The 22,422-nt window shown below is 69.1% G+C and carries 18 protein-coding genes; 5 read left to right on the forward strand and 13 right to left on the reverse strand.

The window, feature by feature from the left end; translation table 11 throughout:
- Positions 1 to 272: 272 nt before the first annotated feature.
- From ftsA to mraZ, 13 genes are read right to left on the reverse strand one after another with little or no spacing between them, the layout of a single operon-like run.
- A complete protein-coding gene (gene ftsA, locus CDO46_RS27395; RefSeq protein WP_087841729.1) occupies positions 273 to 1,505 on the reverse strand; it encodes a cell division protein FtsA in 1,233 nt (410 codons plus the stop codon).
- On the reverse strand, positions 1,502 to 2,317 hold the full coding sequence (locus tag CDO46_RS27400; protein ID WP_087841730.1) for a cell division protein FtsQ/DivIB: 816 nt from the start codon (positions 2,315 to 2,317) through the stop codon (positions 1,502 to 1,504). Before CDO46_RS27400 ends, ftsA begins: the two co-directional genes overlap by 4 nt.
- A gap of 20 nt (positions 2,318 to 2,337) precedes the next feature.
- Positions 2,338 to 3,282, reverse strand: a complete 945-nt coding sequence (locus CDO46_RS27405) for a D-alanine--D-alanine ligase (protein WP_087841731.1) — start codon at positions 3,280 to 3,282, stop codon at positions 2,338 to 2,340.
- Positions 3,279 to 4,718 carry a UDP-N-acetylmuramate--L-alanine ligase gene (murC, locus tag CDO46_RS27410; protein ID WP_087841732.1) on the reverse strand — a complete coding sequence of 480 codons (1,440 nt, stop codon included), beginning with the start codon at positions 4,716 to 4,718 and terminating at the stop codon, positions 3,279 to 3,281. Before murC ends, CDO46_RS27405 begins: the two co-directional genes overlap by 4 nt.
- A gap of 6 nt (positions 4,719 to 4,724) precedes the next feature.
- Positions 4,725 to 5,792 carry an undecaprenyldiphospho-muramoylpentapeptide beta-N-acetylglucosaminyltransferase gene (murG, locus tag CDO46_RS27415; RefSeq protein WP_087841733.1) on the reverse strand — a complete coding sequence of 356 codons (1,068 nt, stop codon included), beginning with the start codon at positions 5,790 to 5,792 and terminating at the stop codon, positions 4,725 to 4,727.
- Positions 5,789 to 6,982 carry a putative lipid II flippase FtsW gene (ftsW, locus tag CDO46_RS27420; RefSeq protein ID WP_087841734.1) on the reverse strand — a complete coding sequence of 398 codons (1,194 nt, stop codon included), beginning with the start codon at positions 6,980 to 6,982 and terminating at the stop codon, positions 5,789 to 5,791. The genes murG and ftsW overlap by 4 nt, the downstream gene beginning before the upstream one ends.
- Before the next feature lie 4 nt (positions 6,983 to 6,986).
- Entirely contained in the window at positions 6,987 to 8,525 is a 1,539-nt protein-coding gene (gene murD / locus CDO46_RS27425) for a UDP-N-acetylmuramoyl-L-alanine--D-glutamate ligase (protein WP_087841767.1), read from the reverse strand.
- A gap of 24 nt (positions 8,526 to 8,549) precedes the next feature.
- Positions 8,550 to 9,719 (reverse strand): phospho-N-acetylmuramoyl-pentapeptide-transferase, encoded by a 1,170-nt coding sequence (gene mraY, locus CDO46_RS27430; RefSeq protein WP_087841735.1) that lies wholly within the window; start codon positions 9,717 to 9,719, stop codon positions 8,550 to 8,552.
- Positions 9,709 to 12,672: a bifunctional UDP-N-acetylmuramoyl-L-alanyl-D-glutamate--2,6-diaminopimelate ligase MurE/UDP-N-acetylmuramoyl-tripeptide--D-alanyl-D-alanine ligase MurF gene (murF, locus tag CDO46_RS27435; RefSeq protein ID WP_087841736.1), complete on the reverse strand. Its 2,964-nt coding sequence runs from the start codon at positions 12,670 to 12,672 to the stop codon at positions 9,709 to 9,711. The genes mraY and murF overlap by 11 nt, the downstream gene beginning before the upstream one ends.
- Before the next feature lie 2 nt (positions 12,673 to 12,674).
- A complete protein-coding gene (locus CDO46_RS27440) occupies positions 12,675 to 14,408 on the reverse strand; it encodes a penicillin-binding protein 2 (protein ID WP_087841737.1) in 1,734 nt (577 codons plus the stop codon).
- Positions 14,405 to 14,755 (reverse strand): cell division protein FtsL, encoded by a 351-nt coding sequence (gene ftsL / locus CDO46_RS27445; protein WP_087841738.1) that lies wholly within the window; start codon positions 14,753 to 14,755, stop codon positions 14,405 to 14,407. Before ftsL ends, CDO46_RS27440 begins: the two co-directional genes overlap by 4 nt.
- Positions 14,756 to 14,764: 9 nt before the next feature.
- A complete protein-coding gene (gene rsmH / locus CDO46_RS27450; RefSeq protein WP_087841739.1) occupies positions 14,765 to 15,826 on the reverse strand; it encodes a 16S rRNA (cytosine(1402)-N(4))-methyltransferase RsmH in 1,062 nt (353 codons plus the stop codon).
- A 4-nt stretch (positions 15,827 to 15,830) separates the two neighbouring features.
- Complete coding sequence (mraZ, locus tag CDO46_RS27455) at positions 15,831 to 16,259, reverse strand: division/cell wall cluster transcriptional repressor MraZ (protein ID WP_087841740.1); 429 nt, start codon at positions 16,257 to 16,259, stop codon at positions 15,831 to 15,833.
- Between the two features lie 406 nt (positions 16,260 to 16,665).
- Between mraZ and CDO46_RS27460 the strand changes: the two genes are divergently transcribed.
- The 5 genes from CDO46_RS27460 to CDO46_RS27480 are packed head-to-tail and all read left to right on the forward strand — an operon-like array spanning position 16,666 to position 22,418.
- Positions 16,666 to 17,835: an acetyl-CoA acetyltransferase gene (locus tag CDO46_RS27460; protein ID WP_087841741.1), complete on the forward strand. Its 1,170-nt coding sequence runs from the start codon at positions 16,666 to 16,668 to the stop codon at positions 17,833 to 17,835.
- A 10-nt stretch (positions 17,836 to 17,845) separates the two neighbouring features.
- On the forward strand, positions 17,846 to 19,405 hold the full coding sequence (locus CDO46_RS27465; RefSeq protein WP_087841742.1) for a class I adenylate-forming enzyme family protein: 1,560 nt from the start codon (positions 17,846 to 17,848) through the stop codon (positions 19,403 to 19,405).
- Positions 19,402 to 20,379, forward strand: a complete 978-nt coding sequence (locus tag CDO46_RS27470; RefSeq protein WP_087841743.1) for a tripartite tricarboxylate transporter substrate binding protein — start codon at positions 19,402 to 19,404, stop codon at positions 20,377 to 20,379. Before CDO46_RS27465 ends, CDO46_RS27470 begins: the two co-directional genes overlap by 4 nt.
- Positions 20,380 to 20,430: 51 nt before the next feature.
- Positions 20,431 to 21,441 carry an MBL fold metallo-hydrolase gene (locus CDO46_RS27475; protein ID WP_087841744.1) on the forward strand — a complete coding sequence of 337 codons (1,011 nt, stop codon included), beginning with the start codon at positions 20,431 to 20,433 and terminating at the stop codon, positions 21,439 to 21,441.
- Positions 21,441 to 22,418, forward strand: a complete 978-nt coding sequence (locus CDO46_RS27480; protein ID WP_087841745.1) for a fumarylacetoacetate hydrolase family protein — start codon at positions 21,441 to 21,443, stop codon at positions 22,416 to 22,418. Before CDO46_RS27475 ends, CDO46_RS27480 begins: the two co-directional genes overlap by 1 nt.
- Positions 22,419 to 22,422 lie beyond the last annotated feature (4 nt).

The following is a 22,422-nucleotide window of genomic DNA, read 5'->3' on the forward strand; positions in this document are numbered from 1 at the left end:
CGGGGGTTCTGGCGGATAAGTGGCGGCTGGGAAATGTGAAATGTGAAATGTGATCGGGCCGGAATCGACCATCTGACTGACCCCGCCTTGGGATCGCGCTTCACGTTTCACCTTCCCCGGTCACGCACCTCCTCGACTCATGTAAAAAACTGATTTGAACGAACTACTGGATACTCTGGACCTGCAACTGCACAGACTCAAAGAACGGGCACTGCTTCATCGGACTGCGAAGGACTGCACGATTCGGGCAACGTATGCGACGGGGGATCGCTTCAAAAATTCCCCAGGAACCACTCTTTCATACGAGAGAAAACCTGTGTGACATTTCCGGTCTGCTGCGCCACCTTGCGGCCGCGCACGCGCTGCAAGCGGGCCTCGGCCAGCAGCCCCATCACCGTCGAGAAGCGCGGGCTGCGGACCACGTCCGCCAGGCTGCCGGTGTACTCGGGCACGCCCAGCCGCACGGGCTTCAGGAAGATGTCCTCCGCCAGTTCGACCACGCCGGGCATCTGCGAGGTGCCGCCGGTCAGCACGATGCCGGACGACAGCAGCTCGTCGTAGCCCGACTCGCGGATCACCTGCTGCACGAAGGTGAACAGCTCCTCGACGCGCGGCTCGATCACGGCGCCCAGCGCCTGGCGCGACAGCTGGCGCGGCCCGCGGTCGCCCAGCCCGGGCACTTCGATGCGCTCGTCGGGGCTGGCCAGCACCTGCTTGGCCACGCCGTAGCGCAGCTTGATCTCCTCGGCATCGGGCGTGGGCGTGCGCAGCGCCGCGGCGACGTCGCCGGTGATCTGGTCGCCGGCGATGGGAATGACCGCGGTGTGCCGGATCGCGCCGCCGGTGAAGATGGCGATGTCGGTGGTGCCGCCGCCGATGTCCACCAGGGCCACGCCCAGTTCCTTTTCGTCGGGCGTCAGGCAGGCCAGGCTCGAGGCCAGCGGCTGCAGGATCAGGTCCTGCACCTCCAGGCCGCAGCGGCGCACGCACTTGACGATGTTCTGGGCGGCACTGACCGCGCCGGTCACGATGTGCACCCGGACTTCCAGGCGGATCCCGCTCATGCCGATGGGCTCGCGGATGTCCTCCTGGCCGTCGACGATGAACTCCTGCGTCAGCACGTGCAGCACCTGCTGGTCGGTCGGGATGTTGATGGCCTTGGCGGTCTCGATGACGCGCGCGACGTCCGTGGCGGTGACTTCCTTGTCCTTGATCGCCACCATGCCGCTGGAATTGAAGCTGCGGATGTGGCTGCCGGCGATACCCGTGAAGACGTCCCGGATCTTGCAGTCGGCCATGAGCTCGGCCTCCTCCAGCGCGCGCTGGATGGAGTTGACCGTGGTTTCGATGTTGACGACCACGCCCTTGCGCATGCCGCGCGACTCATGCTGCCCGAGACCGAGCACTTCGAAGCGCCCTTCAGGCAGCATCTCGGCCACGACCGCCACCACCTTGCTGGTGCCGATGTCGAGGGCAACGATCAGATCCTTGGTTTCACGAGTCATGGTCTTTTCTGGTTAGGTTGCATGGTTGATGCAGGTTTCCTTGGATTCGGTTTGGCACTGGCCGGCGGCCGGGCGGTGGTGACCGCGAAGCCGTTCGGATAGCGCAGGTCCGCATGTTCCAGCTTGCCGATGCGCGATTCGATCACCGGAATCGCCTGCACGAAGCGCTGGACACGCGACTCCAGCGACGCGGTGTCCGTGCCGGGCGCGGTGGTCGGCTCGCGTCCCAGGTCGATGATCGCGCCATTGGACAACTCCACCTGCCAGGCATAGCGGGGCGTCAGCACCACCCGCAGCGGGTCGAGCTTGACCGGCGCGAACCAGCGCGTCAGCTCGGCGTAGCGCTGCGCCACCAGCTTTTCGGAGCCCTCCGGGCCGGCGAAGATCGGCAATTGCCGGTCGTCCTCGGCCTCGCCCAGGTTGGCGGTGAACGATTCGCCGTAGGTGTTGAGCAAGCGGTTCTCGTTCCACAGTCCCAGCGGCTGGTGCTCCTGTATGGTCACCACCAGCGAATTGGGCCATTGCCTGCGCAGCGACGCCTGCCGCACCCAGGGCACCGTCTCGAACACCTGGCGCATCTGCTCCAGGTCGGCGGTGAAAAAGTTGCCCGTCAGCCGGCCGGAGATGGCCGGATGCACGCTGGCTGGCGTCACATGCTGGAGCGTGCCGTCCTCGGCCTCGATCCAGATCGTCTGCAACGCGAACACCGGTCGCTGCGCCAGCCACAGCAGCGCGCACGCCGCCAGCACCAGCGCCGCGGCGAGGTACAGGGTATTGGCGATGAGATTCAGGGTACGGGAGTCGTTCCACACAGAGTGTCCGATTCAATCTCTTACGAAGACCGGCCTGAAACCTTGCAGCGGGCATCCTTCAGGATCTCCACGCACAGGGATTCGTAGTTCATGCCTTCGGCGGCGGCCGCCATGGGCACCAGGGAATGGCCGGTCATGCCGGGCGAGGTATTGACCTCCAGCAGATAGGGTTGGTTGTCGGCATCCAGCATCACGTCCACCCGGCCCCAGCCTTCGCAGCCCAGGACGCGATACGCGGCCTCGCTGATTTCCTGGACACGCTGGGTGACCGCGGGCGGCAGCTGCGCGGGGCACAGGTAGCGGGTGTCGTCGGTGAAATACTTGTGCTCGTAGTCGTAGTTCCCCTCGGGCGCCACGATCTCGACCACCGGCAAGGCCCGCGCCGAGGCGCCGGTACCCAGGATGGCCACGGTCAGCTCGCGGCCCTGGATGAAGGCCTCGGCCAGGACCTGCTCGTCGTACTCGGCCGCCAGGTCGTAGGCCGCGCGCATGCCGGCCAGGTCCGTGACCTTGGTCACGCCTATGGTGGAGCCTTCGTGCGGCGGCTTGACGATCAGCGGCAGGCCCAGGCGGGCGGCCACCGCGGCCAGGTCGGACCGGCGGTCCAGTGTCTCGAAGCGCGGCGTGGGCAGCCCTTCGTGGACCCAGATGCGCTTGGTCATGGTCTTGTCCATGGCCAGCGCGGAAGCCAGCGGCCCGCTGCCGGTATAGGGCACCCGCAACAGTTCCAGCGCGCCCTGGATCGTGCCGTCCTCGCCATAGCGTCCATGCAGGGCGATGAAGACGCGGTCGAAGCGCTCCTCGGCCAGCTCGGCCAGCGAGCGCACGCCGGTGTCGAACAGGTGCGCCTCGATGCCCGCGCTGCGCAGGGCCTTGTGCACGCCGGTGCCGGACATGATGGACACGTCGCGCTCGGCGGACTTCCCTCCGTACAGCACTCCGACCTTGCCGAATTGCGCGCTCATTGCGGTATCCCTTCCTGATCCGATGCCGGAGCGAACAGCGCTCCCATTCTTGCCGGCATGCTTCCGATGGAGCCGGCGCCCATCGCGATGACGATGTCGCCGTCGCGCGCGAAATCCGCGATGGTCTGCGGCATGTCGGCGATGTCCTCGACGAACACCGGCTCGACCTTGCCGGCCACGCGCACGGCGCGGGCCAGCGAGCGGCCATCCGCCGCCACGATGGGCGGTTCGCCCGCGGCGTAGACCTCGGCCAGCAGCAGGGCATCGGCCGTACCCAGCACTTTGACGAAATCCTCGAAGCAATCCCGTGTGCGTGTGTAACGATGGGGCTGGAACGCCAGCACGATGCGCTGGTGCGGGTAGGCGCCGCGCGCCGCCGCCAGCGTGGCGGCCATTTCCACCGGGTGGTGGCCGTAGTCGTCGATCAGCGTGAAGCTGCCGCCGCCGTGTTCGGCCTTCACCGGGAATACGCCCGCCTGCGTGAAGCGGCGATTGACGCCCTTGAACGCCGCCAGGGCCTCGCGGATGGCGTCGTCCGGCACGCCCAGCTCGGTCGCCACCGCGATGGTCGCCAGCGCGTTGCGCACGTTGTGCTCGCCGGGCAGGTTCAAGGTGATGTCCAGCGGCGGCAGTTCGACCTGCCGGTCGCGCCGCCTGACGGTGAAGCACATGCGCGGACCGTCGGTGCGGACGTCGGTCGCGCGCACCTGCGCATCGGCGGCGAAGCCGTAGGTCGTGACCGGCCGCGAGACGAAAGGCAGGATTTCGCGCACGTTGGCGTCGTCGATGCACAGCACCGCGGTGCCGTAGAACGGCATCCGCTGCGTGAATTCCACGAACGCGCTCTTGAGCCGCGCGAAATCGTGGCCGTAGGTATCCATGTGGTCGGCGTCGATGTTGGTGATCACCGACATGACCGGCAGCAGGTTCAGGAACGAGGCATCCGATTCGTCGGCCTCGACCACGATGAACTCGCCCTGCCCCAGCTTGGCGTTGGCTCCCGCCGAATTCAGGCGCCCGCCGATGACGAAGGTCGGATCCAGCCCGCCCGCCGCCAGGACGCTGGCGATCAGGCTGGTGGTGGTGGTCTTGCCGTGCGTGCCCGCCACCGCGATGCCGCGCTTCAGGCGCATCAGCTCGGCCAGCATGACCGCTCGCGGCACGACCGGGATGCGCTTGTTGCGCGCGGCGATCACTTCCGGGTTGTTGCCCGCGACCGCGGTGGAGGTGACGATGGCGTCCACCCCCTCGACGTTGCCGGCGCTGTGGCCCTGCGTGATGTGCGCGCCCAGCTCCGCCAGCCGGCGAGTGGTCGCGTTGTCGGCCAGGTCGGATCCGCTGATGCGGTAGCCGAGGTTCAACAGCACCTCGGCGATCCCGCTCATGCCGGAGCCGCCTATGCCAACGAAATGGATGTGTCGGATTCGATGTCTCATGATGTGTCAGCGTCGCGCCGCCGCCTCGCAGATGTCGGCGATCCGCTCGGTGGCGAGCGGATGCGCCAGCGCTCGCGCGCGGGTCGCGGTTTCGGCCAGTTCGGCCCGTGTGCGTTGGCGCAGCCAGTCGGCCAGCCACTCGGCCGTCAGGGCCGATTGCGGCTGCAGCCATCCGGCCTGCGCATCGCTCAGATACTTGGCATTGGTGGTCTGGTGGTCGTCCACCGCGTGCGGGAACGGCACGAACAGGGCCGCCACGCCCGCCGCGCATACCTCGGCCACCGTCATCGCGCCGGAGCGGCAGATGACCAGGTCGGCCTCGGCATAGGCGGATGCCATGTCGGCGATGAACGCGCGGCAGTCGGCGTCCACTCCCGCCCGGGCATACGCCGTGCGCAGTTCCTCGATGTGCTTTTCGCCCGCCTGGTGCACCACCTGCGGACGCGCGTCCGCCGGCAGCATCGCCAGGGCGGCGGGCACGGTGCCGTTGAGCGCCTGCGCCCCCAGGCTGCCGCCCACGACCAGCAAGCGCAGCGGACCGGCGTGGCCGGCGAAGCGCTCGGCCGGCGGAGCCACGGCGGCCACCTCGGGCCGCACGGGATTGCCGGTCAGCTCGCCGGGCAAGGCTCCGGGAAAAGCGGTCAGCACCTTGCTGGCCCAGCGCGCCAGCACCCGGTTGGTCATGCCGGCCACCGAATTCTGTTCGTGCACGACCAGCGGCGTGCCCCGCAGCCTCGCCATCAATCCACCCGGCAGCGCCACGTAGCCGCCCATGCCGAGCACCACGTCGGGACGGTAGCGGCGCAACGCCGACAGGGCCTGCGCCGCGGCGCGGGCCAGCGTGAACGGCAGCTTGAGCAGCGTGGCCGGGCCCTTGCCCCGCACGCCGGAAAAACGCACGGGCGCCATCGGGATGCCCTGGGGCGGCACGAGCCGGCCTTCCATGGCGTCCGGATTGCCCATCCACACCACGTTCCAGCCGCGCGCGCGCAGCGCGCCGGCCACCGCCAGTCCCGGCATGATATGGCCGCCGGTGCCGCCGGCCATGACCATCAGCGTGCGCGGCGCGTTCATAGCCGCCCTCCGCGCATCAGGATGCGGTTCTCGTAGTCCACCCGCATCAGCACGGCCAGCGCCGCCATGTTGGCGATGATGCCCGAGCCGCCGAAACTCATGAAGGGCAGCGTCAGCCCCTTGGTCGGCAAGAGGCCCAGGTTCACGCCCATGTTGATCAGCGCCTGCACGCCTATCCACAGGACCACGCCCTTGGCGACGAGACCGCTGAACACGCGGTCCATGGCGATGGCCTGGCGGCCGATCTCGAAACCCCGGCGCACGATCACGAAGAACAGCGTGATCACGACCAGCACCCCGACGAACCCGAGTTCTTCGCCGATCACGGCCAGCAGGAAGTCGGTGTGCGCTTCCGGCAGGTAGTGCAGTTTTTCCACGCTGGCGCCCAGCCCCACGCCGAACCATTCGCCGCGGCCGAAGGCGATCAGCGAATGCGACAACTGGTAGGCCTTGCCCAGCGCGTTGGCCTCGGTCCAGGGATCCAGGTAGGCGAACAGCCGCTCGCGCCGCCAGGGCGCGGCCCAGATCAGCAGCAGGAAGGTCGACACCAGCACGGCGGTCAGGCCGCCGAACAGCTTGCCGTTGATGCCGCCCAGGAACAGGATGCCCATCGAGATCGCGACGATGACCACGAAGGCGCCCAGGTCGGGTTCGAGCAGCAGCAAGAGACCCGTGGCCGCCATCGCGCAGGCCATGGGCAGGAAGCCGCGCACGAAGTTCTGCATGTAGGCCTGCTTGCGCACGGTGTAGTCGGCGGCGTAGATCAGCACGGCCAGCTTCATCAGCTCGGAGGGCTGGAAGTTGACGAAGCCCAGCGGCAGCCAGCGGTGCGAGCCGTTCACTTCCTTGCCGATGCCGGGAATCAGCACCGCCACGAGCAGGAACAGGGCCACGCCGAACACCGGCATCGAGAATTTCTGCCATACGTCCATGCGGATCGTGAACGTGGCGGCGGCCACCACCACGCCCAGCGTCAGGTACAGCGCGTGGCGGACCAGGAAATAGTAGTTGCCGTAATTGGCGAACTTGGGCGAGTCGGACAGCGTGACCGACGCGGAATACACCATGACCAGCCCGAGCAGCAGCAGCGCCAGGGCCGAGGTGACCAGCGCGGCGTCGTAGTTCAGCATCCGCGTGCGGCTGGGCCGCACGGCGTTGACGCTACCGGTGAGTTCGGCGAACAGGCTCATCGGGCTACACCTCCCCCCGGTCGGCAGCTAACGTCTGCACGGCATCGACGAACCGGTCGGCGCGGTGCTTGTAGTCGCGGAACATGTCGAAGCTGGCGCAGGCCGGCGACAGCAGCACGGCATCGCCCGGTTGCGCGAGGTCCAGGGCGGTGCGCACGGCGGCGTCCAGGTCCTGGCCGGTGGCCAGCGGCACGCCGGTGTCCTTCAGCGCCTCGGCGATCAGCGGCCCGTCGCGGCCGATCAGGACCACGGCGCGCGCATGCAAGGCCACGGCGCGGGCCAGCGGCGAGAAATCCTGGCCCTTGCCGACGCCGCCGGCGATCAGCACGCTGCGCTGGCCCAGTCCCTCCAGCGCGGCGACGGTCGCCCCCACGTTGGTGCCCTTGCTGTCGTCGATGAAATCGACGCCGGCGATGCCGCGCACGAACTCGACGCGATGCGGCTCGCCCCGGTATTCGCGCACCGCGCGCAGCAGCGGCGCCCACGGCAGCCCCAGGCTGCGCGCCAGCAGGAGCGCCGCCTGGACGTTCAGGGCGTTGTGCAGGCCCCGGATCAGCAGCGCGTCGACCGGCATCAGCCGGTTCACCCGTCCATCGGGACGGGTCACGACCTCGCCCTTCTTGCGCTTGGGCGGCGGCGCGTCGAAATCCTCGGCCGCCGCCTCGGCCAGCCAGGCCACGCCATGGCTGTGGTCCAGCCCCAGGTCGCCCGTGGCCACCGGTGCCTCGCGTCCGAAACTGCGCACGTGCTCCGCGTCCAGCCGCTCGACCATGGCCGCCACCCGGGCATCGTCGCGATTGACCACGGCTACCGACGAAGCCGCGAGCAGCCGGGCCTTGGCGGCGCCATAGGCGCGCATGTCGCCGTGCCAGTCCAGGTGGTCCTGGGTCAGGTTCAGCACCGCGCCCGCGTCGGGCCGCAGGCTGTGCGTGGTTTCCAGCTGGAAGCTCGACAGTTCCAGCACCCAGACGTCCGGCAGGCGGTCCTCGTCCAGCGCGGCCATCAGCGCGGTCAGCGCGGCCGGGCTGATGTTGCCGGCCACCGCCACGGTACGGCCGGCGGCCTCGACCAGATGGCCCGTCAGTGCGCAGACGGTCGTCTTGCCGTTGGTGCCGGTCACCGCCAGCACGCGGGGCGCGTACGACCTGGAGACGGCCAGCTCGGCCAGGGCCAGCGCGAACAGCTCGATCTCGCCGATGACCGGAATCCCGCGCTCGCGGGCGGCGCCGACCAGGGCGCCCGCGGGCGCCGTGTGCGGCGGCAGGCCCGGGCTGATGACGACGCGCTCGACGCCTTCGAGCAGGGCGGGATCGAAGACGCTCACGCCGCCGTTGTCCCGCATGGCATCCGCGCCCAGCCGGAACTCGGCATGCGGCGCGGCTTCCCGCAGGGCCTGCAAACCCGCCGGCTCGGCGCGCGAGTCGGCCACGCGCAGGCCCCCGCCCGCCCGCGCGCACCAGCGCACGGCGGCCGCGCCCGATTCGCCCAGGCCCAGGACCAGGGTGAACGGCGCTTGCGCGGCGGTTTCAACGGGGGTTTGCATGTTCAGCGATTCGTCCGACACGGTTCAACGCAACTTCAACGTCGCCAGTCCGATCAGCACCAGCATCATGGTGATGATCCAGAACCGGACGACGACCTGGGTTTCCTTCCAGCCGCTGACCTCGAAGTGATGGTGCAGCGGCGCCATCTTGAATATCCGCCGGCCCTGGCCGTAGCGTTTCTTGGTGTACTTGAACCAGCTCACCTGCAGGATGACCGACAGCGTCTCGACCACGAACACCCCGCCCATGATGAAGAGCACGATCTCCTGCCGCACGATCACGGCCATGGTGCCCAGCGCGCCGCCCAGCGCCAGCGCGCCGACGTCACCCATGAAGACCTGGGCCGGATAGGCGTTGAACCACAGGAAGGCCAGCCCGGCGCCCCCCAGCGCGGCGCAGATCACCATCAGTTCGGATGCGCCCGGGATGTACGGAAACAGCAGGTAGCGGGAATAGTCGACGCGGCCCACGACGTAGGCGAACACGCCCAGCGCGGTGCCCACCAGCACCGTGGGCATGATGGCCAGGCCGTCCAGTCCGTCGGTCAGGTTGACCGCGTTGCTGCTGCCCACGATCACCGCCCAGGTCAGCGCGATGAAGCCGATCACGCCCAGCGGATAGCTCACGCTCTTGAAGAACGGCACGATCAGGTCGGCGCGCGGCGGCAGGTGGTAGCCGAATCCGCCCGAGATCCAGTCGACGAACAGCGACCAGGTGCCGCCGGCATCCGGCGCCGAAATGGCGAAGGCCAGGTACACCGACGCGACCAGACCGATCAGCGTCTGCCAGAAGAACTTCTCGCGCGCCGGCATGCCTTCCGGATCCCGGCGCACGACCTTGCGGTAGTCGTCCGACCAGCCGATCCAGCCGAAGCCGAAGGTGACCAGCAGCACGACCCAGACGAAGCGGTTGCTCCAGTCGGCCCACAGCAGCGTCGAGACGCCGATGGAGATCAGGATCAGCGCGCCGCCCATGGTGGGCGTGCCGCTCTTGATCAGGTGGGTTTCGGGGCCGTAGGTGCGGACGGCCTGGCCGATCTTGAGCGCGGTGAGCTTGCGTATCACCCAGGGGCCCGCCATCAGGCCGATGAGCAGCGACGTCGCGCACGCGAGCACCGCGCGCAACGTGATGTAGCTGAACACCGAGAAAGCCCGGTAATCCTCGGACAACCACTGGGCCAGTTCAAGCAGCATGCTTATTACCAATAGAAGAATGATCCGACGGGGGGCCGGCCTGCAACGCCTGCACCACCCGCTCCATGCGCATGAAACGCGAGCCCTTCACCAACACCGACGCGGGGCCGGCCGCCATCACGGCGGGCGCCACCTGCTCGACCGCGTCGGCATGCATGCCGCCGGCACCGAAGGCCTGCACCGAGTCGCGCGTCGCCTCGCCCAGCGCGAACAGCGCGTCGATGCCGCGCTCCCGGGCATAGACGCCGACCTCGGCGTGCATGGCCGGGCCCTGGTCGCCCACCTCGCCCATGTCGCCCAGCACCAGCACCCGTGGCTGAGGCAGCGTGGCCAGCACGTCGATCGCGGCGCGCACCGAGTCGGGGTTGGCGTTGTAGGTGTCGTCGATCAGCAGTGCCCCGCCTTGCAGGCGGTGCCGCTGCATGCGGCCCTTGACCGGCGCGAACTCGGCCAGGCCGCGGGCGATGACGTCCAGTTCCATGCCCGCCGCCAGCGCGCACGCGGCGGCGGCCAGCGCGTTGCGCACGTTGTGCAGGCCGGCCGCGGCCAGCGCGACCTCGGCCTGGCCGCCGGGCGTGCGCAGCTGGAAGCGGGTCTCGAAGGCATCCAGCCGCAGGTTCGCAGCAGAGACCTCGACCTCGCCCGACAGGCCGAAGCGCAGGCAGCGGCGCGTGCCGGCCAGCTCGGCCCACACGGGGGTATAGGGATCGTCGCCGGGAAACACGGCGATACCGTCGGCAGCCAGGGCCGAGATGACGGCGCCGTTCTCGCGCGCCACCGCCTCGACCGTGTGCATGAATTCCTGGTGCTCGCGCTGGGCGTTGTTGACCAGCGCCACGGTGGGAGCGGCGATGCGCGACAGTTCGGCGATCTCGCCGGGATGGTTCATGCCCAGCTCGATGACGGCGCAGCGATGCGCGCCGCGTAGCCGCATCAGCGTGAGCGGCACGCCGATCTCGTTGTTCAGGTTGCCCTGCGTCGCCAGCCTGCCGTCGGCGCCATGGCGCGCGGCGAAGATGGCGGCGATCATTTCCTTGGTGGTGGTCTTGCCGTTGCTGCCGGTCACGCCCACCACCGGAATCGCGAATCGCCCGCGCCAGGCGGCCGCCAGGTCGCCCAGGGCGCGGCGGGTATCGGCCACCACGACCTGCGGCATCCCGGCACCATCGACCGGACGCTGTACCACGGCCGCCACCGCGCCCGCCTCGTGCGCCGCGCGCACATAGGCATGGCCATCGAAACGCTCGCCGCTCAAGGCGAAGAACAATTCGCCGGCGGCCACGTTGCGCGAGTCGCTGCCGACATGGGAGAAAGCCACGCGGTCGGCGCCGGCCTCGCCATGCACGACCCCGCGCATGGCCTGCGCCGCGTCGGCCACCGTCATCAGCCCGCCGGCGGTGGGAGCGGCGCGATAGGCCGCCAGGACGGCCTCGGCCTGCTCGACGTCCGAGAACGGATGGCGAACGCCGTCGATCTCCTGATAGGCCTCGTGGCCCTTGCCCGCCAGCAGGACGACGTCGTCGGGCCCGGCCTGGAAGACGGCTTCCCGGATGGCAAGGGCGCGGTCGGGCTGGACCCGCACGGCGCTGCCCGCGGGCACGCCGGCCAGGATTTGCTCGATGATGGCCTGGGGCCGCTCGCTGCGGGGATTGTCGCTGGTCACCACCACCAGATCGGCATGGGCGCACGCCACCTGGGCCATCTGCGGCCGCTTGCCGGGATCGCGGTCGCCGCCGCAACCGAATACACATATCCGCCGGCCGCCGCGCGTCCGGGCCACCGGCACGAGAGCGTCGAGCGCACGCGCCAGGGCGTCCGGCGTGTGCGCGTAGTCCACCACGACCAGCGGCCCGCCCTCGCCCGGGGCGCGGCCCGGCGCCGACACCGCCTGCAGCCGGCCGGCCGCCGCCTGGGCGGACGCCAGCGCGGACGACACGCGCTGCACGCTCCATCCGAGCTCGAGCAGCACGCCCGCCATCGCCAGCAGGTTCGAGACGTTGTGCTCGCCCAGCAGCGGCGTGGCGATCTGCACCGCGTGGGCTTGCCAGTTCAAGGTGAAGACCATTCCGCTGCCGGTGGCATGCAGGTCGGAGGCGCGCAGCACCCGGGGCGCCGCATCACCGGCTTGCGCCGGTTCCAGCGTATAGGCGGTCAGCGCCACGGACCGGCCGCTGGCCTGGAGCGAGACTAACAGCCGCCGGCCGGCCTCGTCGTCCTGGTTCACGACCGCCGCGGCCACGCCCGGCCACGAGAACAGCCTCGCCTTTTCGGCCTCGTAGGCGGCCATGTCCGGGTGGTAGTCCAGATGGTCGCGGGTCAGGTTGGTGAAGGCGGCGATGTCCACGTGCAGCCCGTCCAGCCGTCCTTCGGCGATGCCGATGGACGACGCCTCGATCGCGACCGCCGCGACGCCATCGCGCCGCATGTCGGCCAGGGCGCGGTGCAGGGCCACGGCGTCGGGCGTGGTCAGGCCGGTGGCCAGCGCGCGCGAGCCGCCGTCCGGTCCGGGGATCTGGATGCCCAGCGTGCCGATCACGCCGCAGGGCATGCCGCCGTCGGTCAGCGCGCGCGCGATCCACTGCGTGCACGAGGTCTTGCCGTTGGTCCCGGTGACGGCGATCACCTTCATGTCGCGCGAAGGATCGCCGTACCAGCCGGACGCGACGGCACCCAGCGCGGCCTTCAGGCCCGCCGCCGGCAGCGCCGGAATACCGCGTTCGGCCAGATCCCGCTTGAGCGCGGCCGTGCGGTCGGCCGCGGTGTCCTCGAACACCACCGCGCTCGCGCCACGCTCGAGCGCCTGGCCGATGAAGTCGCGGCCGTCGCTGCGGGCGCCCGCGTAGGCCAGGAAGATGTCGCCCACCTGCACTGCCCTGGAGTCCAGGCGCAAATGCGAACCTGGAGAGGCATGCTTGCGCAGCCACTCCAGGATGGAGGCGGGAGACGTCGCCATCGTCACAGGCTGTCCTCCAGCGGATGCTCGGGAATGACGAGCGACTTGAACGGCGCATCGGGTTCGACGCCCAGCATGCGCAGCGTCCCGCCGGTGATCTTGGAGAACACCGGACCGGCCACCGCGCCGCCATAGATGCTGCCCGCCGTGGGTTCGTCGATCATGACCGCCACGACGATGCGCGGATTCGACACCGGCGCGAAACCCGAGAACGAGGCGACATACTTGGTGGCATAGGCCCCGTTGATGATCTTGCGCGCAGTGCCGGTCTTGCCGGCCACGCGATAGCCCATGACCTGCGCCTGCGAGGCCGTGCCGCCCGGTCCCACCACCGCCTCGAGCATCTGGCGCATCGTGCGCGCGGTCTTCGAGGAATAGATACGGGTGCCGGCGGGCGGGCGCTCGGTCTTCAGGAAGGTAAGGGGCACGGTGTCGCCGTCGCGCGCGAAGGCGGTGTAGGCATGGGCCATCTGCACCAGCGACACCGACAGGCCGTAGCCATAGGACATGGTGGCCTTCTCGATCGGCTTCCACTTGTCATAGGGGCGCAGGCGGCCCGCCACCGCGCCGGGGAAATCCAGCTTGGGCGCCTGGCCCAGGCCGAGTTCCGTGTATTTCTCCCACATCTCCTTGTTCTCGAGGCGCTGGGAGATCAGGGTGGTGCCGATGTTGCTGGACTTCTGGACCACGCCGGCCACGTCCAGCTTGCCATAGCCGTGGGTGTCCGAAATGGTGCGCCCGTAGAAGTTCATGCGGCCGCCGCCGGTGTCGACCACGGTGGTGGGCTGCACCCGGCCCAGGTCCAGCGCCAGCGCGATCGAGAACGGCTTGATGGTCGAGCCCGGCTCGAAGGTGTCGGTCAGCGCGCGGTTGCGCAGGCGCGCCCCGGTCAGGGTCTCGCGGTGATTGGGGTTGTAGGTGGGCATGTTCGCCAGGGCGAGGATCTCCCCGGTGCGGGTATCCACCACGATGGCGGCGCCACCCTTGGCCTTGTGGCGCTCGACGGCTTCTTGCAACTGCGAAAACACTAGGTACTGCACCCGGGTATCGATGGACAGGGTCAGGTCGTGACCATTGGCGGGCGCACGCACCGCCTGCACGTCCTCGACCACCCTGCCCAGGCGGTCCTTGATGACCCGGCGGCTGCCCGCACGGCCAGCCAACTGGGAATTGTAGGCCAGCTCGATGCCTTCCTGGCCGCGGTCCTCGACGTTGGTGAAACCCAGCACATGGCCGAGCACCTCGCCCTCGGGGTAGTAGCGCAGCGTCTCGCGCTGCTGGTGGATGCCGTCCAGGCCCAGCGCCGCCACCTTCTCGGCCACGTCCACCGGCACCTGCCGCTTCAGGTAGACGAAGGTCTTGTCTTCGTTGGCCAGCTTGCGCTGCAGGTCGCGCAGCGGGATTTCCAGCAGCTTGGCCAGTTCGGCCAGCGCGCCGGGGGGCGCCTTCACGTCCTCGGGGATGGCCCAGACGGCGCGGGCAGGCACGCTGGACGCCACCACGACCCCGTTGCGGTCGGTGATCTTGCCGCGGGAGGCCGGCAGCACCAGCGTGCGGGCATAGCGGGACTCGCCCTGCTTCTGCAGGAACTCGTTCGACAGCCCCTGCAGGTACAGCGCGCGGACGACCAGCGCGGTGAAACCGGCGAACAGCAGGAACAGCACGAAGCGCGACCGCCACGCGGGCAGCTTCAGGTTCAGGACAGGATTCTCGGACGAGAAACGGACGCGTTTCATCGCGCACCTCCCGCTTTCGGCTTGGTCGGCAGGGGCACGCCCGGCGGACCATAGGGCAGCAGGGCCGGACCGCTCTGCGCGTCGCGCGACTGCGCGAGGTAGATGGTGCGCGCGGGCGTGACCGGTTCCATCTTGAGCGTGGTGCGGGCCACGCTATCGATCAGCGCATGCTTGGCGTGGTCGGTCTGCTCGAGCTGCAGCCGGCGCCAGTCCACGTCCAGGTCGCGCGCCACGGCCTGGGCGCGCTCCAGTTCGACGAACAGGCTGCGCGCCTTGTACTGGCTGCTGACCAGGGACAGCGCGCACCCTATCAGGGCCACCGTCAGGACGAAGAGCAGGCGCCCCATGCCGGCCTCCTATGCGCTGGCGAAAGAATGGGCGCGCGGGGTGCGCGTCCGGGCCGGCGGGCGCCGCTTGGCTGCGGCCGCCTCGGGCGTCTTGACGAAAGCCCTGCCGCCCTCGGCCGGCAGGGCCGTATGGGTACGTTCGGCCACCCGCAGCACCGCCGAGCGGGCGCGGGGATTGGCGGCGACCTCGGTCTCGGTGGGCAGGATGCGGCCGATCGAGGCCAGCACGGGCTGCGGCCGCTCGCTCTCGCGCAGCGGCAGGCGCGCGGTTTCCGCGCCGGGCCGGGCCGCGGCGGCGATGAACTGCTTGACGATGCGGTCTTCCAGCGAATGGAAGCTGATCACCGCCAGCCGGCCGCCGGGCTCCAACAGGTCGAGCGCCGCGGCTAGCGCACGCGGGAGCTCTTCAAGCTCCTGATTGAGGTGAATCCGTAGAGCCTGAAAGGTGCGGGTCGCTGGATGCTGGCCCTTCTCCCTCGTGCGGACTGCACCAGCCACGATGTCGGCAAGCTCGCCTGTGGTCGTGACAGGCCGTTTCTCGCGGCCAGCTGCAATCGCCTTTGCAATCTGGAAAGCAAACCGTTCTTCACCATAGCGTGCTATGACCTCCCGCATGTCATCGATGCTCGCATGGGCGAGCCATTGCGCGGCGGTTTCGCCGCGTGTCGTATCCATCCGCATGTCGAGCGGGCCGTCGCGCATGAAGGAAAATCCACGCTCGGCATCGTCGATCTGCGGAGACGAAATACCCAGGTCCATCATCAGGCCGCGGATGCGGGCGATCCCCAGCCGGGACATTTCCTCGGCCAGTCCGCCGAAACCCTCGTGGACCACCGTCACCCGGCGGTCCTGCCCGGCCAGCGCGCACGCCACCGCGATGGCCTGCGGATCCTTGTCGAACACCACCAGCCTGGCCTCGGGCCCCAGTCGCGCAAGCAGCTCGCGCGTGTGGCCGCCCCGCCCGAAAGTGGCGTCGACCCATACCCCGGCGCCAACGCCGTCGGCGGGTACGGCCAACGCGTCTATCGTCGGCTCGAGCAGGACGGGCCGATGCAGGAATGGGGTCGTCACGGCGTCAGAAAGAAAACTGGTTCAGGACTTCGGGCATGCCCTGCGCCAGCATCTCCTGCTCGCGCTGGGCCAGAACGGCAGCGTCCCACAGCTCGAAGTGAGCGCCCAGGCCGAGCAGCATCACCTCGCGCGTCAGGGCGGCGGCGGTGCGCAGCTCGGGAGCGATCAGGATGCGGCCCGCGCTGTCGAGCTCGACATCCTGGGCATTGCCCAGCAGCAGCCGTTGCAGCGCGCGCGCCTGCATCGGGAACGCCGCGATCTGCTCGCGCTTCACCTCCCAGGTGGGACGGGGGTAGATCAGAAGGCAACCGTCGGGGTGCCGGGTCAGGGTCAGCCGGCCTTCGGCCTGCATCATCAGCGCGTCACGATGCCGGGTAGGGATGGATACCCTTCCCTTCGCATCGAGCGTCAGCGCGCTGCTGCCCTGAAACACGGCTTCTCACCCCACTTTTTTGCACAAAATTCTACTATTTCCCACTCTAAATGAGCGATTACGCGGGGTCAAGCCGCTCGGACACGGTTTCTTCATTAGTAACAAGGACTTAGGTGCACTTTCTCGAACCTTCACATTGCGAAATGTTCCATGAAATCAGTGCATTGGCATTTGAAGTGAAGGTGTCGTCTGAAGAAAAACCGGGGAGTGACATAAAAGGGGCGACAAGGTAACAAAACAATGCCCCTTGCCCAGGCGCCACGCGGGTCCCGCGGCCCTCGGCCTACGCGCCCGGGGGCGCTACTAGCGTATTCCTACGACTAGGCCCGGCAGGCGCGGCTGGAAATAATGGCCTCCATAACGACATGCGTCTTCCCACTGGGACGGACGCCACCAAGGAGACGCCATGGACACCCCCTGCATCGTCGGATGGGGCCACACCCCCTTCGGCCGCCTGGACCACTTCGACCTGGAGGGGCTGATGGTCGAATCCACGCGCCTGGCGCTGGCCGACGCCGGCCTGCGGGCGCGGGACGTGGACGCGGTGTTCGTCTCCCACTTCAACGCCGGCATGGTGCCCGACGGCTTTCCTTCCTCCCTGCCCTTCGGCGCCGACGACGATTTCCGCTTCACGCCCACCGTGCGCCTGGAGAACGCCTGCGCTTCCGGATCGGCCGCCATCCATGCCGCACTGGACGCCATCGGCTCGGGCCGGGTCCGCGTCGCCCTGGTGGTGGGGGCCGAGAAGATGACGGCCGCAGACGGGCCGGCCGTGACCGCGGCGCTGGCCCGCGCAAGCCACCATCGCGAGGAAGGCTCGCGCGGCCTGACCTTTCCCGGCATCTTCGCCCTGATCGCCCGGGAGTATTTCGCCCGCCACGGCGACCACGGCGCGACCCTGGCGCGGATCGCGGCCAAGAACCACGCCAACGGCGCCCGCAACCCGCTCGCCCACCTGCGCCGCGACCTGGGCTTCGATTTCTGCAACACCGTGTCCGAGCGCAATCCCATCATCGCCGCGCCGCTGCGCAAGACCGATTGCTCCACCGTCGCCGACGGCGCCGCCGCGCTGGTGCTGACCGCCGCCCCGCTGGCGCGCGACTTCCGCCGCGCCGTGCGCTTTCGCTCCACGGTCCAGGTCAACGACTTCCTGCCCATGTCCCGGCGCGACCCGGTCGCCTTCGAAGGACCGCGGCGGGCCTGGCGGCGCGCGCTGGACGAAGCCGGCATCGGCATCCGCGACCTCGACCTGGCCGAGGTCCACGACTGCTTCACCATTGCCGAGCTGCTCAGCTACGAAGCCATGGGGCTGGCCGAGGCCGGCCAGGGCGCGCGCTGCGTCGACGACGGCACGGTGGCGCCGGGCGGCGCGCTGCCCGTCAATCCGTCGGGCGGCCTCAAGGCCAAGGGCCATCCGGTCGGCGCCACGGGCGTGTCCATGCACGTCATGGCGGCCATGCAGCTGTGCGGCGAGGCCGGGGACATCCAAGTGCCCGGCGCCGAACTGGCCGGCGTCTTCAACATGGGCGGTTCCGTGGTCGCCAACTACGTCAGCGTGCTGGAACGCGCAGCTTAGGACCCGCCCGATGAATGTCGTCCAACTACTGGTCCGCGCGGCGCGGACCCACGGCGATCGCCCGGCCGTCTACCACGGCGCCTCGCGGCTGCTCGACTACCGCGGGCTGGCCGCGCGCGCGGCGGCCATCGCCGGCGGCCTGCGCGGCCACGGCCTCAAGCCCGGCGACCGGGTGGCGCTGTTCATGCCCAATTGCCCGCAATACCTGGAAGCCATGTACGGTGCCTGGTGGGCCGGGCTGGCGGTCGTGCCCATCAATGCGAAGCTGCATCCGCGCGAGGCGCTGTTCATTCTGGAGCATGCCGAGGCCGGCGCGCTCTTCACCGCCCCGGAACTGGCCACGGGCCTGCTGCCCCTGCTGGGCGAGGCGCCGGCGATCCGTCGCGTGTTCGAGACCGGCACGGCCGGCTACCGGAACCTCTTGGACGCCGCCCCGGTGCCGCCCGCCCCGCGCCGGCCCGAAGACCTCGCCTGGCTGTTCTATACCTCGGGCACCACCGGGCGCCCGAAGGGCGTCATGCAGACGAACCGTATGCTGCTCGCCATGACGGCCTGCTACTTCTCGGACGTCGATCCGGTGGATGCGGACGACGCCGCCGTGTATGCCGCGCCCATGTCCCATGGCGCGGGGCTGTACAGCCTGCCGCACATGGCCGCCGCGGCACGCCACGTGGTGCCGGAGTCCGGCGGCTTCGATCCCGCGGAGCTGGCCGCCCTGGCGGCCGGCGTGGACCGGCTGTCGATGTTCGCGGCGCCCACCATGGTCAAGCGGCTGGTGGCCCACCTCGAGGCCACGGATGCCGATCCGTCCGGCTTCAAGACCATCGTCTACGGCGGCGGCCCCATGTACGTGGAGGACATCCGGCGCGGGCTCGCCGTGATGGGCGACCGCTTCGTCCAGATCTACGGCCAGGGCGAGTCGCCCATGACGATCACGGCGCTGTCCCGCCGGCAACTGGCCGACCGGGGCCATCCGCGCTGGCTCGAGCGCCTGGCCTCGGTGGGCTACGCCCAGTCCCAGGTGGAGATACGCGTTGCCGACGAACGCGGCGAACCGCTGCCCGACGGCGAGATCGGCGAAGTCCAGGTGCGCGGCGACGTGGTCATGGCCGGCTACTGGCGCGATCCCGAGGCCACCGCCCGGGCGCTGCGCGGCGGGTGGCTGTGGACCGGCGACGTCGGCGTGCTGGACGCGGAAGGCTTCCTGACGCTGAAGGACCGCTCCAAGGACGTCATCATCTCGGGGGGCTCCAACATCTACCCGCGCGAAATCGAGGAAGTGCTGCTGGCCCATCCCGGCGTGGCCGAGGTCGCGGTGGTCGGCGCGCCCGACCCGGAATGGGGCGAGGAGGTCGTGGCCTTCGTCGTGCCCCGGGGCGGCCCGCCGCCGGACCCGGCCGCGCTCGACGGCCTGTGCCTGGACCGGATCGCGCGATTCAAGCGCCCCAAGCGCTACCGCTTCGTCGATGCACTGCCCAAGAACCATTACGGCAAGGTTCTGAAAACCGAGCTCAAGGCCGCGCTTGCCGGCGGCCGCAACGAGCCAGCCCCTCCCAAGGAGACGACATGAAGACCCCTGTTGCACGCTTGTTCGGCCGCGCCGCGCTGGCCCTCGCTCTGGCCGCCTCCTGGCCCGCCCACGGATCGGAGAAGAACTTTCCCACGCGGCCCGTGAAGGTCATCATCCCGTTCGCGGCCGGCACCTCGCCCGACGTGGTCATGCGCATCGTCGGCCAGAAGCTGGGGGACATCTGGGGCCAGTCCCTGATCGTCGAGAATCGTCCGGGCGCCGGCGGCGCCATCGGCGCGACCGCGGTCGCGCAGGCCCAGCCCGACGGCTACACCTTGCTCTATACGGTCAACTCGGTGCTGTGCGCCAACCCCCACCTGTACGGCAAACTGGGCTACGACGCCTTCAAGAGCTTCGCGCCGGTGTCGCTCATGGTCAACCTGGGCTACGTGCTGCTGGCCCGGAGCGACCTGGGCATCAACAACGTCGCAGAGATGGTCGCCTATGCGAAGAAGCATCCTGGCAAGCTCACCTACGGGTCCGCCGGCAACGGCTCGGGCAACCACATCGTGATGGAGCTGCTGACCAGCATGACCGGCACCCGCATGCTGCACGTCCCCATGAACACGAACAAGGTGCTGGCGCTGCTGAGCGGGCAGATCGACCTGGCCATGGAGCCCTACACCAACGGCGTGGCCGCCGCGCGGGACGGCAAGGTCCGGCCGCTGGCGGTGACGCTGGCCAAGCGCAGCGAAAACATCCCCGACGTGCCCACCGTGGGCGAGACCGTGCCCGGCTACGTGGCCGATGCCTGGCACGGCCTGTTCGCCACCGCGGGCACGCCGCCCGAGGTCGTGGACAAGATCAGCGCCGACGTCGCCCGCGTGCTGGCCATGCCCGACGTGCGCGAGCGCCTGGCCACCGCCAGCCTGGAGCCGGTAGGATCGACCCCTGCCGAACTGCGCGACATCGTGCGGCGCGACTACGACAAATGGGGCGCCGTCATCCGCAACGCCAACATCCGGCTCGACTGAGCCACCACCTGTGAATATACATAGAGCGCGGGACAACCAGAAGGAGACGACATGACGACCTCGACCGCCAAATGGCGCTTCACCAAGGGCTTGCACGATCTGGGCAACGGCCTGCACGCCTACCTCGTTCCCGACGGAAGCTGGGGCTGGTCCAACGCCGGGCTGATTTCCGACAGTGGCGAATCGCTGCTGGTCGATACCCTGTTCGACCTGCCCATGACGTCCGAGATGCTGGCCAGCATGCGCGACGCCGTGCCCGCCGCGAAGCGGATCGGCGCCCTGGTCAACACCCACGGCAACGGCGACCACACCTTCGGCAACCAATTGCTGGAGGGATCGCGCATCATCGCTTCCAACGGCTGCGTGGAGGACATGAAGCACCGCCCACCCGAACAATACGCAGGATGGCAGAAGGACTGGCCGAACATGGGCATGGCCGGCAAGTTCTGGCAAGAGGTGATCGGTTCGCGGTTCGACTTCAGCGGCATCCGCCTGACGCTGCCCACCGAGACCTTCGACCACCGCATGGACCTCAAGGTCGGTGACAAGGAAGTCCAGCTCATCGAAGTCGGCCCGGCCCATACGCGAGGCGACGTACTGGTCTACGTACCGCAGGACCGCACCGTCTTCACCGGAGACATCATGTTCGTCGGCGCGCATCCGGCCATCTGGACCGGCCCGGTCTCGAACTGGATCGCCGCCTGCGACCGGATGCTGGAGTGGGACGTCGAGACCATCGTGCCCGGCCATGGCCCGATCACGGACAAGGATGGCGTGCGGGAATTCCGCGACTATCTGGTCTACCTGCTGGCCGAGTCCCGCCGCTGCCTCGAAGCGGGCATGTCCTTCGAGCAGGCGGTGGACGCCATTTCGATGGACCGCTGGGCGAACTGGGGCGAGGACGAACGGCTGTGCGTCAATGTCTACGCCTGCTACCGCGAAATCTCGGGCGGCGCGCTCCCGGCGCCCAACGTCATGGACATGCTGGCGCTGATGGGCAAACGCCATTTCGCCCGCAAGCAGCACGCCTGCGGACACGACCACTGCGATGGGAACCACTGATGAAACTGACCACCTTCCTCGCCCCCGGCGGCGCGGCGCACATCGGCGCGCTGCTGCCCGGGGAAAGCGCGATCTCGGACTTCACGGCGGCCGACGCCGCGCCCTATTTCCGCAGCATGCTGGACCTGATCGATGCCGGGCCGGCGGCGCTGGACCACGCGCGACGGCTGGTGGAGCGCCCCGCGGCCACCCATGAAGTGTCGGCCGTCGCCCGCCTGGCGCCCCTGCCCCAGCCGCGCCGCCTGCGCGACTGCCTGTGCTTCGAGACGCATTTCCGGCAATCGCGCGCCAACCGCCATCTGTTCGGCATCGGCACGCAGCGGCTGGACCCGGCCTCGGTCGAACTGCCGCGCGTCTGGTACGAACGCCCCATCTATTACAAGGGCAATCCCTTCAGCGTCGTGGGCGACGGCGCCGACGTGCACTGGCCGGCGTACTCGCAGGTCATCGACTACGAGCTGGAGATAGGCATGGTCACCTCGCGCGGGGGCAAGAACATCCCCGTGGCCGAGGCCGCCTCCCATATCTTCGGCTACACCATCTTCAACGATTTCTCGGCGCGCGACGCCCAGTACACCGAGATGCAGGGCGGCCTGGGCCCGGCCAAGGGCAAGGACTTCGATACCGGCAACGCCATGGGCCCCTGGCTGGTCACCGCCGACGAGATCGCCGATCCCCAGACGCTGACCATGGTCACCCGGGTCAACGGCGAGGAATGGTCGCGCGGCAACTCCCGGGACATGCACCATACCTTCCTGGACATCCTGGCCTACGTCTCGTCCGACGAAACCCTGTACGCGGGCGAGGTCCTGGGATCGGGAACGGTGGGGGGCGGCTGCGGCAACGAGCTGGGCCGCTTCCTGAAGGACGGCGACGTGCTGGAACTGGAGGTCAGCGGGCTGGGCACGCTGCGCAACCGCATCGTGGCGCCGCACGTCCCGTCGCCGCCGCCGTTTCCCATCCGCATCCCGGTCTAGGGGT

Source organism: Pigmentiphaga sp. NML030171, assembly GCF_002188635.1.
In the GTDB taxonomy this organism is placed as follows: Bacteria; Pseudomonadota; Gammaproteobacteria; order Burkholderiales; family Burkholderiaceae_B; genus Pigmentiphaga; species Pigmentiphaga daeguensis.

Excerpts from the sequence above, each read along its gene's own strand:
- murD (WP_087841767.1), bottom strand. The coding sequence starts at position 8,525 with ATGCAAACCCCCGTTGAAACCGCCGCGCAAGCGCCGTTCACCCTGGTC.
- CDO46_RS27470 (WP_087841743.1), top strand. The coding sequence starts at position 19,402 with ATGAAGACCCCTGTTGCACGCTTGTTCGGCCGCGCCGCGCTGGCCCTC.
- ftsA (WP_087841729.1), bottom strand. The coding sequence starts at position 1,505 with ATGACTCGTGAAACCAAGGATCTGATCGTTGCCCTCGACATCGGCACC.
- CDO46_RS27480 (WP_087841745.1), top strand. The coding sequence starts at position 21,441 with ATGAAACTGACCACCTTCCTCGCCCCCGGCGGCGCGGCGCACATCGGC.
- mraY (WP_087841735.1), bottom strand. The coding sequence starts at position 9,719 with ATGCTGCTTGAACTGGCCCAGTGGTTGTCCGAGGATTACCGGGCTTTC.
- CDO46_RS27440 (WP_087841737.1), bottom strand. The coding sequence starts at position 14,408 with ATGAAACGCGTCCGTTTCTCGTCCGAGAATCCTGTCCTGAACCTGAAG.
- CDO46_RS27405 (WP_087841731.1), bottom strand. The coding sequence starts at position 3,282 with ATGAGCGCGCAATTCGGCAAGGTCGGAGTGCTGTACGGAGGGAAGTCC.
- murF (WP_087841736.1), bottom strand. The coding sequence starts at position 12,672 with ATGGCGACGTCTCCCGCCTCCATCCTGGAGTGGCTGCGCAAGCATGCC.
- CDO46_RS27460 (WP_087841741.1), top strand. The coding sequence starts at position 16,666 with ATGGACACCCCCTGCATCGTCGGATGGGGCCACACCCCCTTCGGCCGC.
- CDO46_RS27475 (WP_087841744.1), top strand. The coding sequence starts at position 20,431 with ATGACGACCTCGACCGCCAAATGGCGCTTCACCAAGGGCTTGCACGAT.
- CDO46_RS27465 (WP_087841742.1), top strand. The coding sequence starts at position 17,846 with ATGAATGTCGTCCAACTACTGGTCCGCGCGGCGCGGACCCACGGCGAT.
- murG (WP_087841733.1), bottom strand. The coding sequence starts at position 5,792 with ATGAACGCGCCGCGCACGCTGATGGTCATGGCCGGCGGCACCGGCGGC.
- ftsW (WP_087841734.1), bottom strand. The coding sequence starts at position 6,982 with ATGAGCCTGTTCGCCGAACTCACCGGTAGCGTCAACGCCGTGCGGCCC.
- murC (WP_087841732.1), bottom strand. The coding sequence starts at position 4,718 with ATGAGACATCGAATCCGACACATCCATTTCGTTGGCATAGGCGGCTCC.
- ftsL (WP_087841738.1), bottom strand. The coding sequence starts at position 14,755 with ATGGGGCGCCTGCTCTTCGTCCTGACGGTGGCCCTGATAGGGTGCGCG.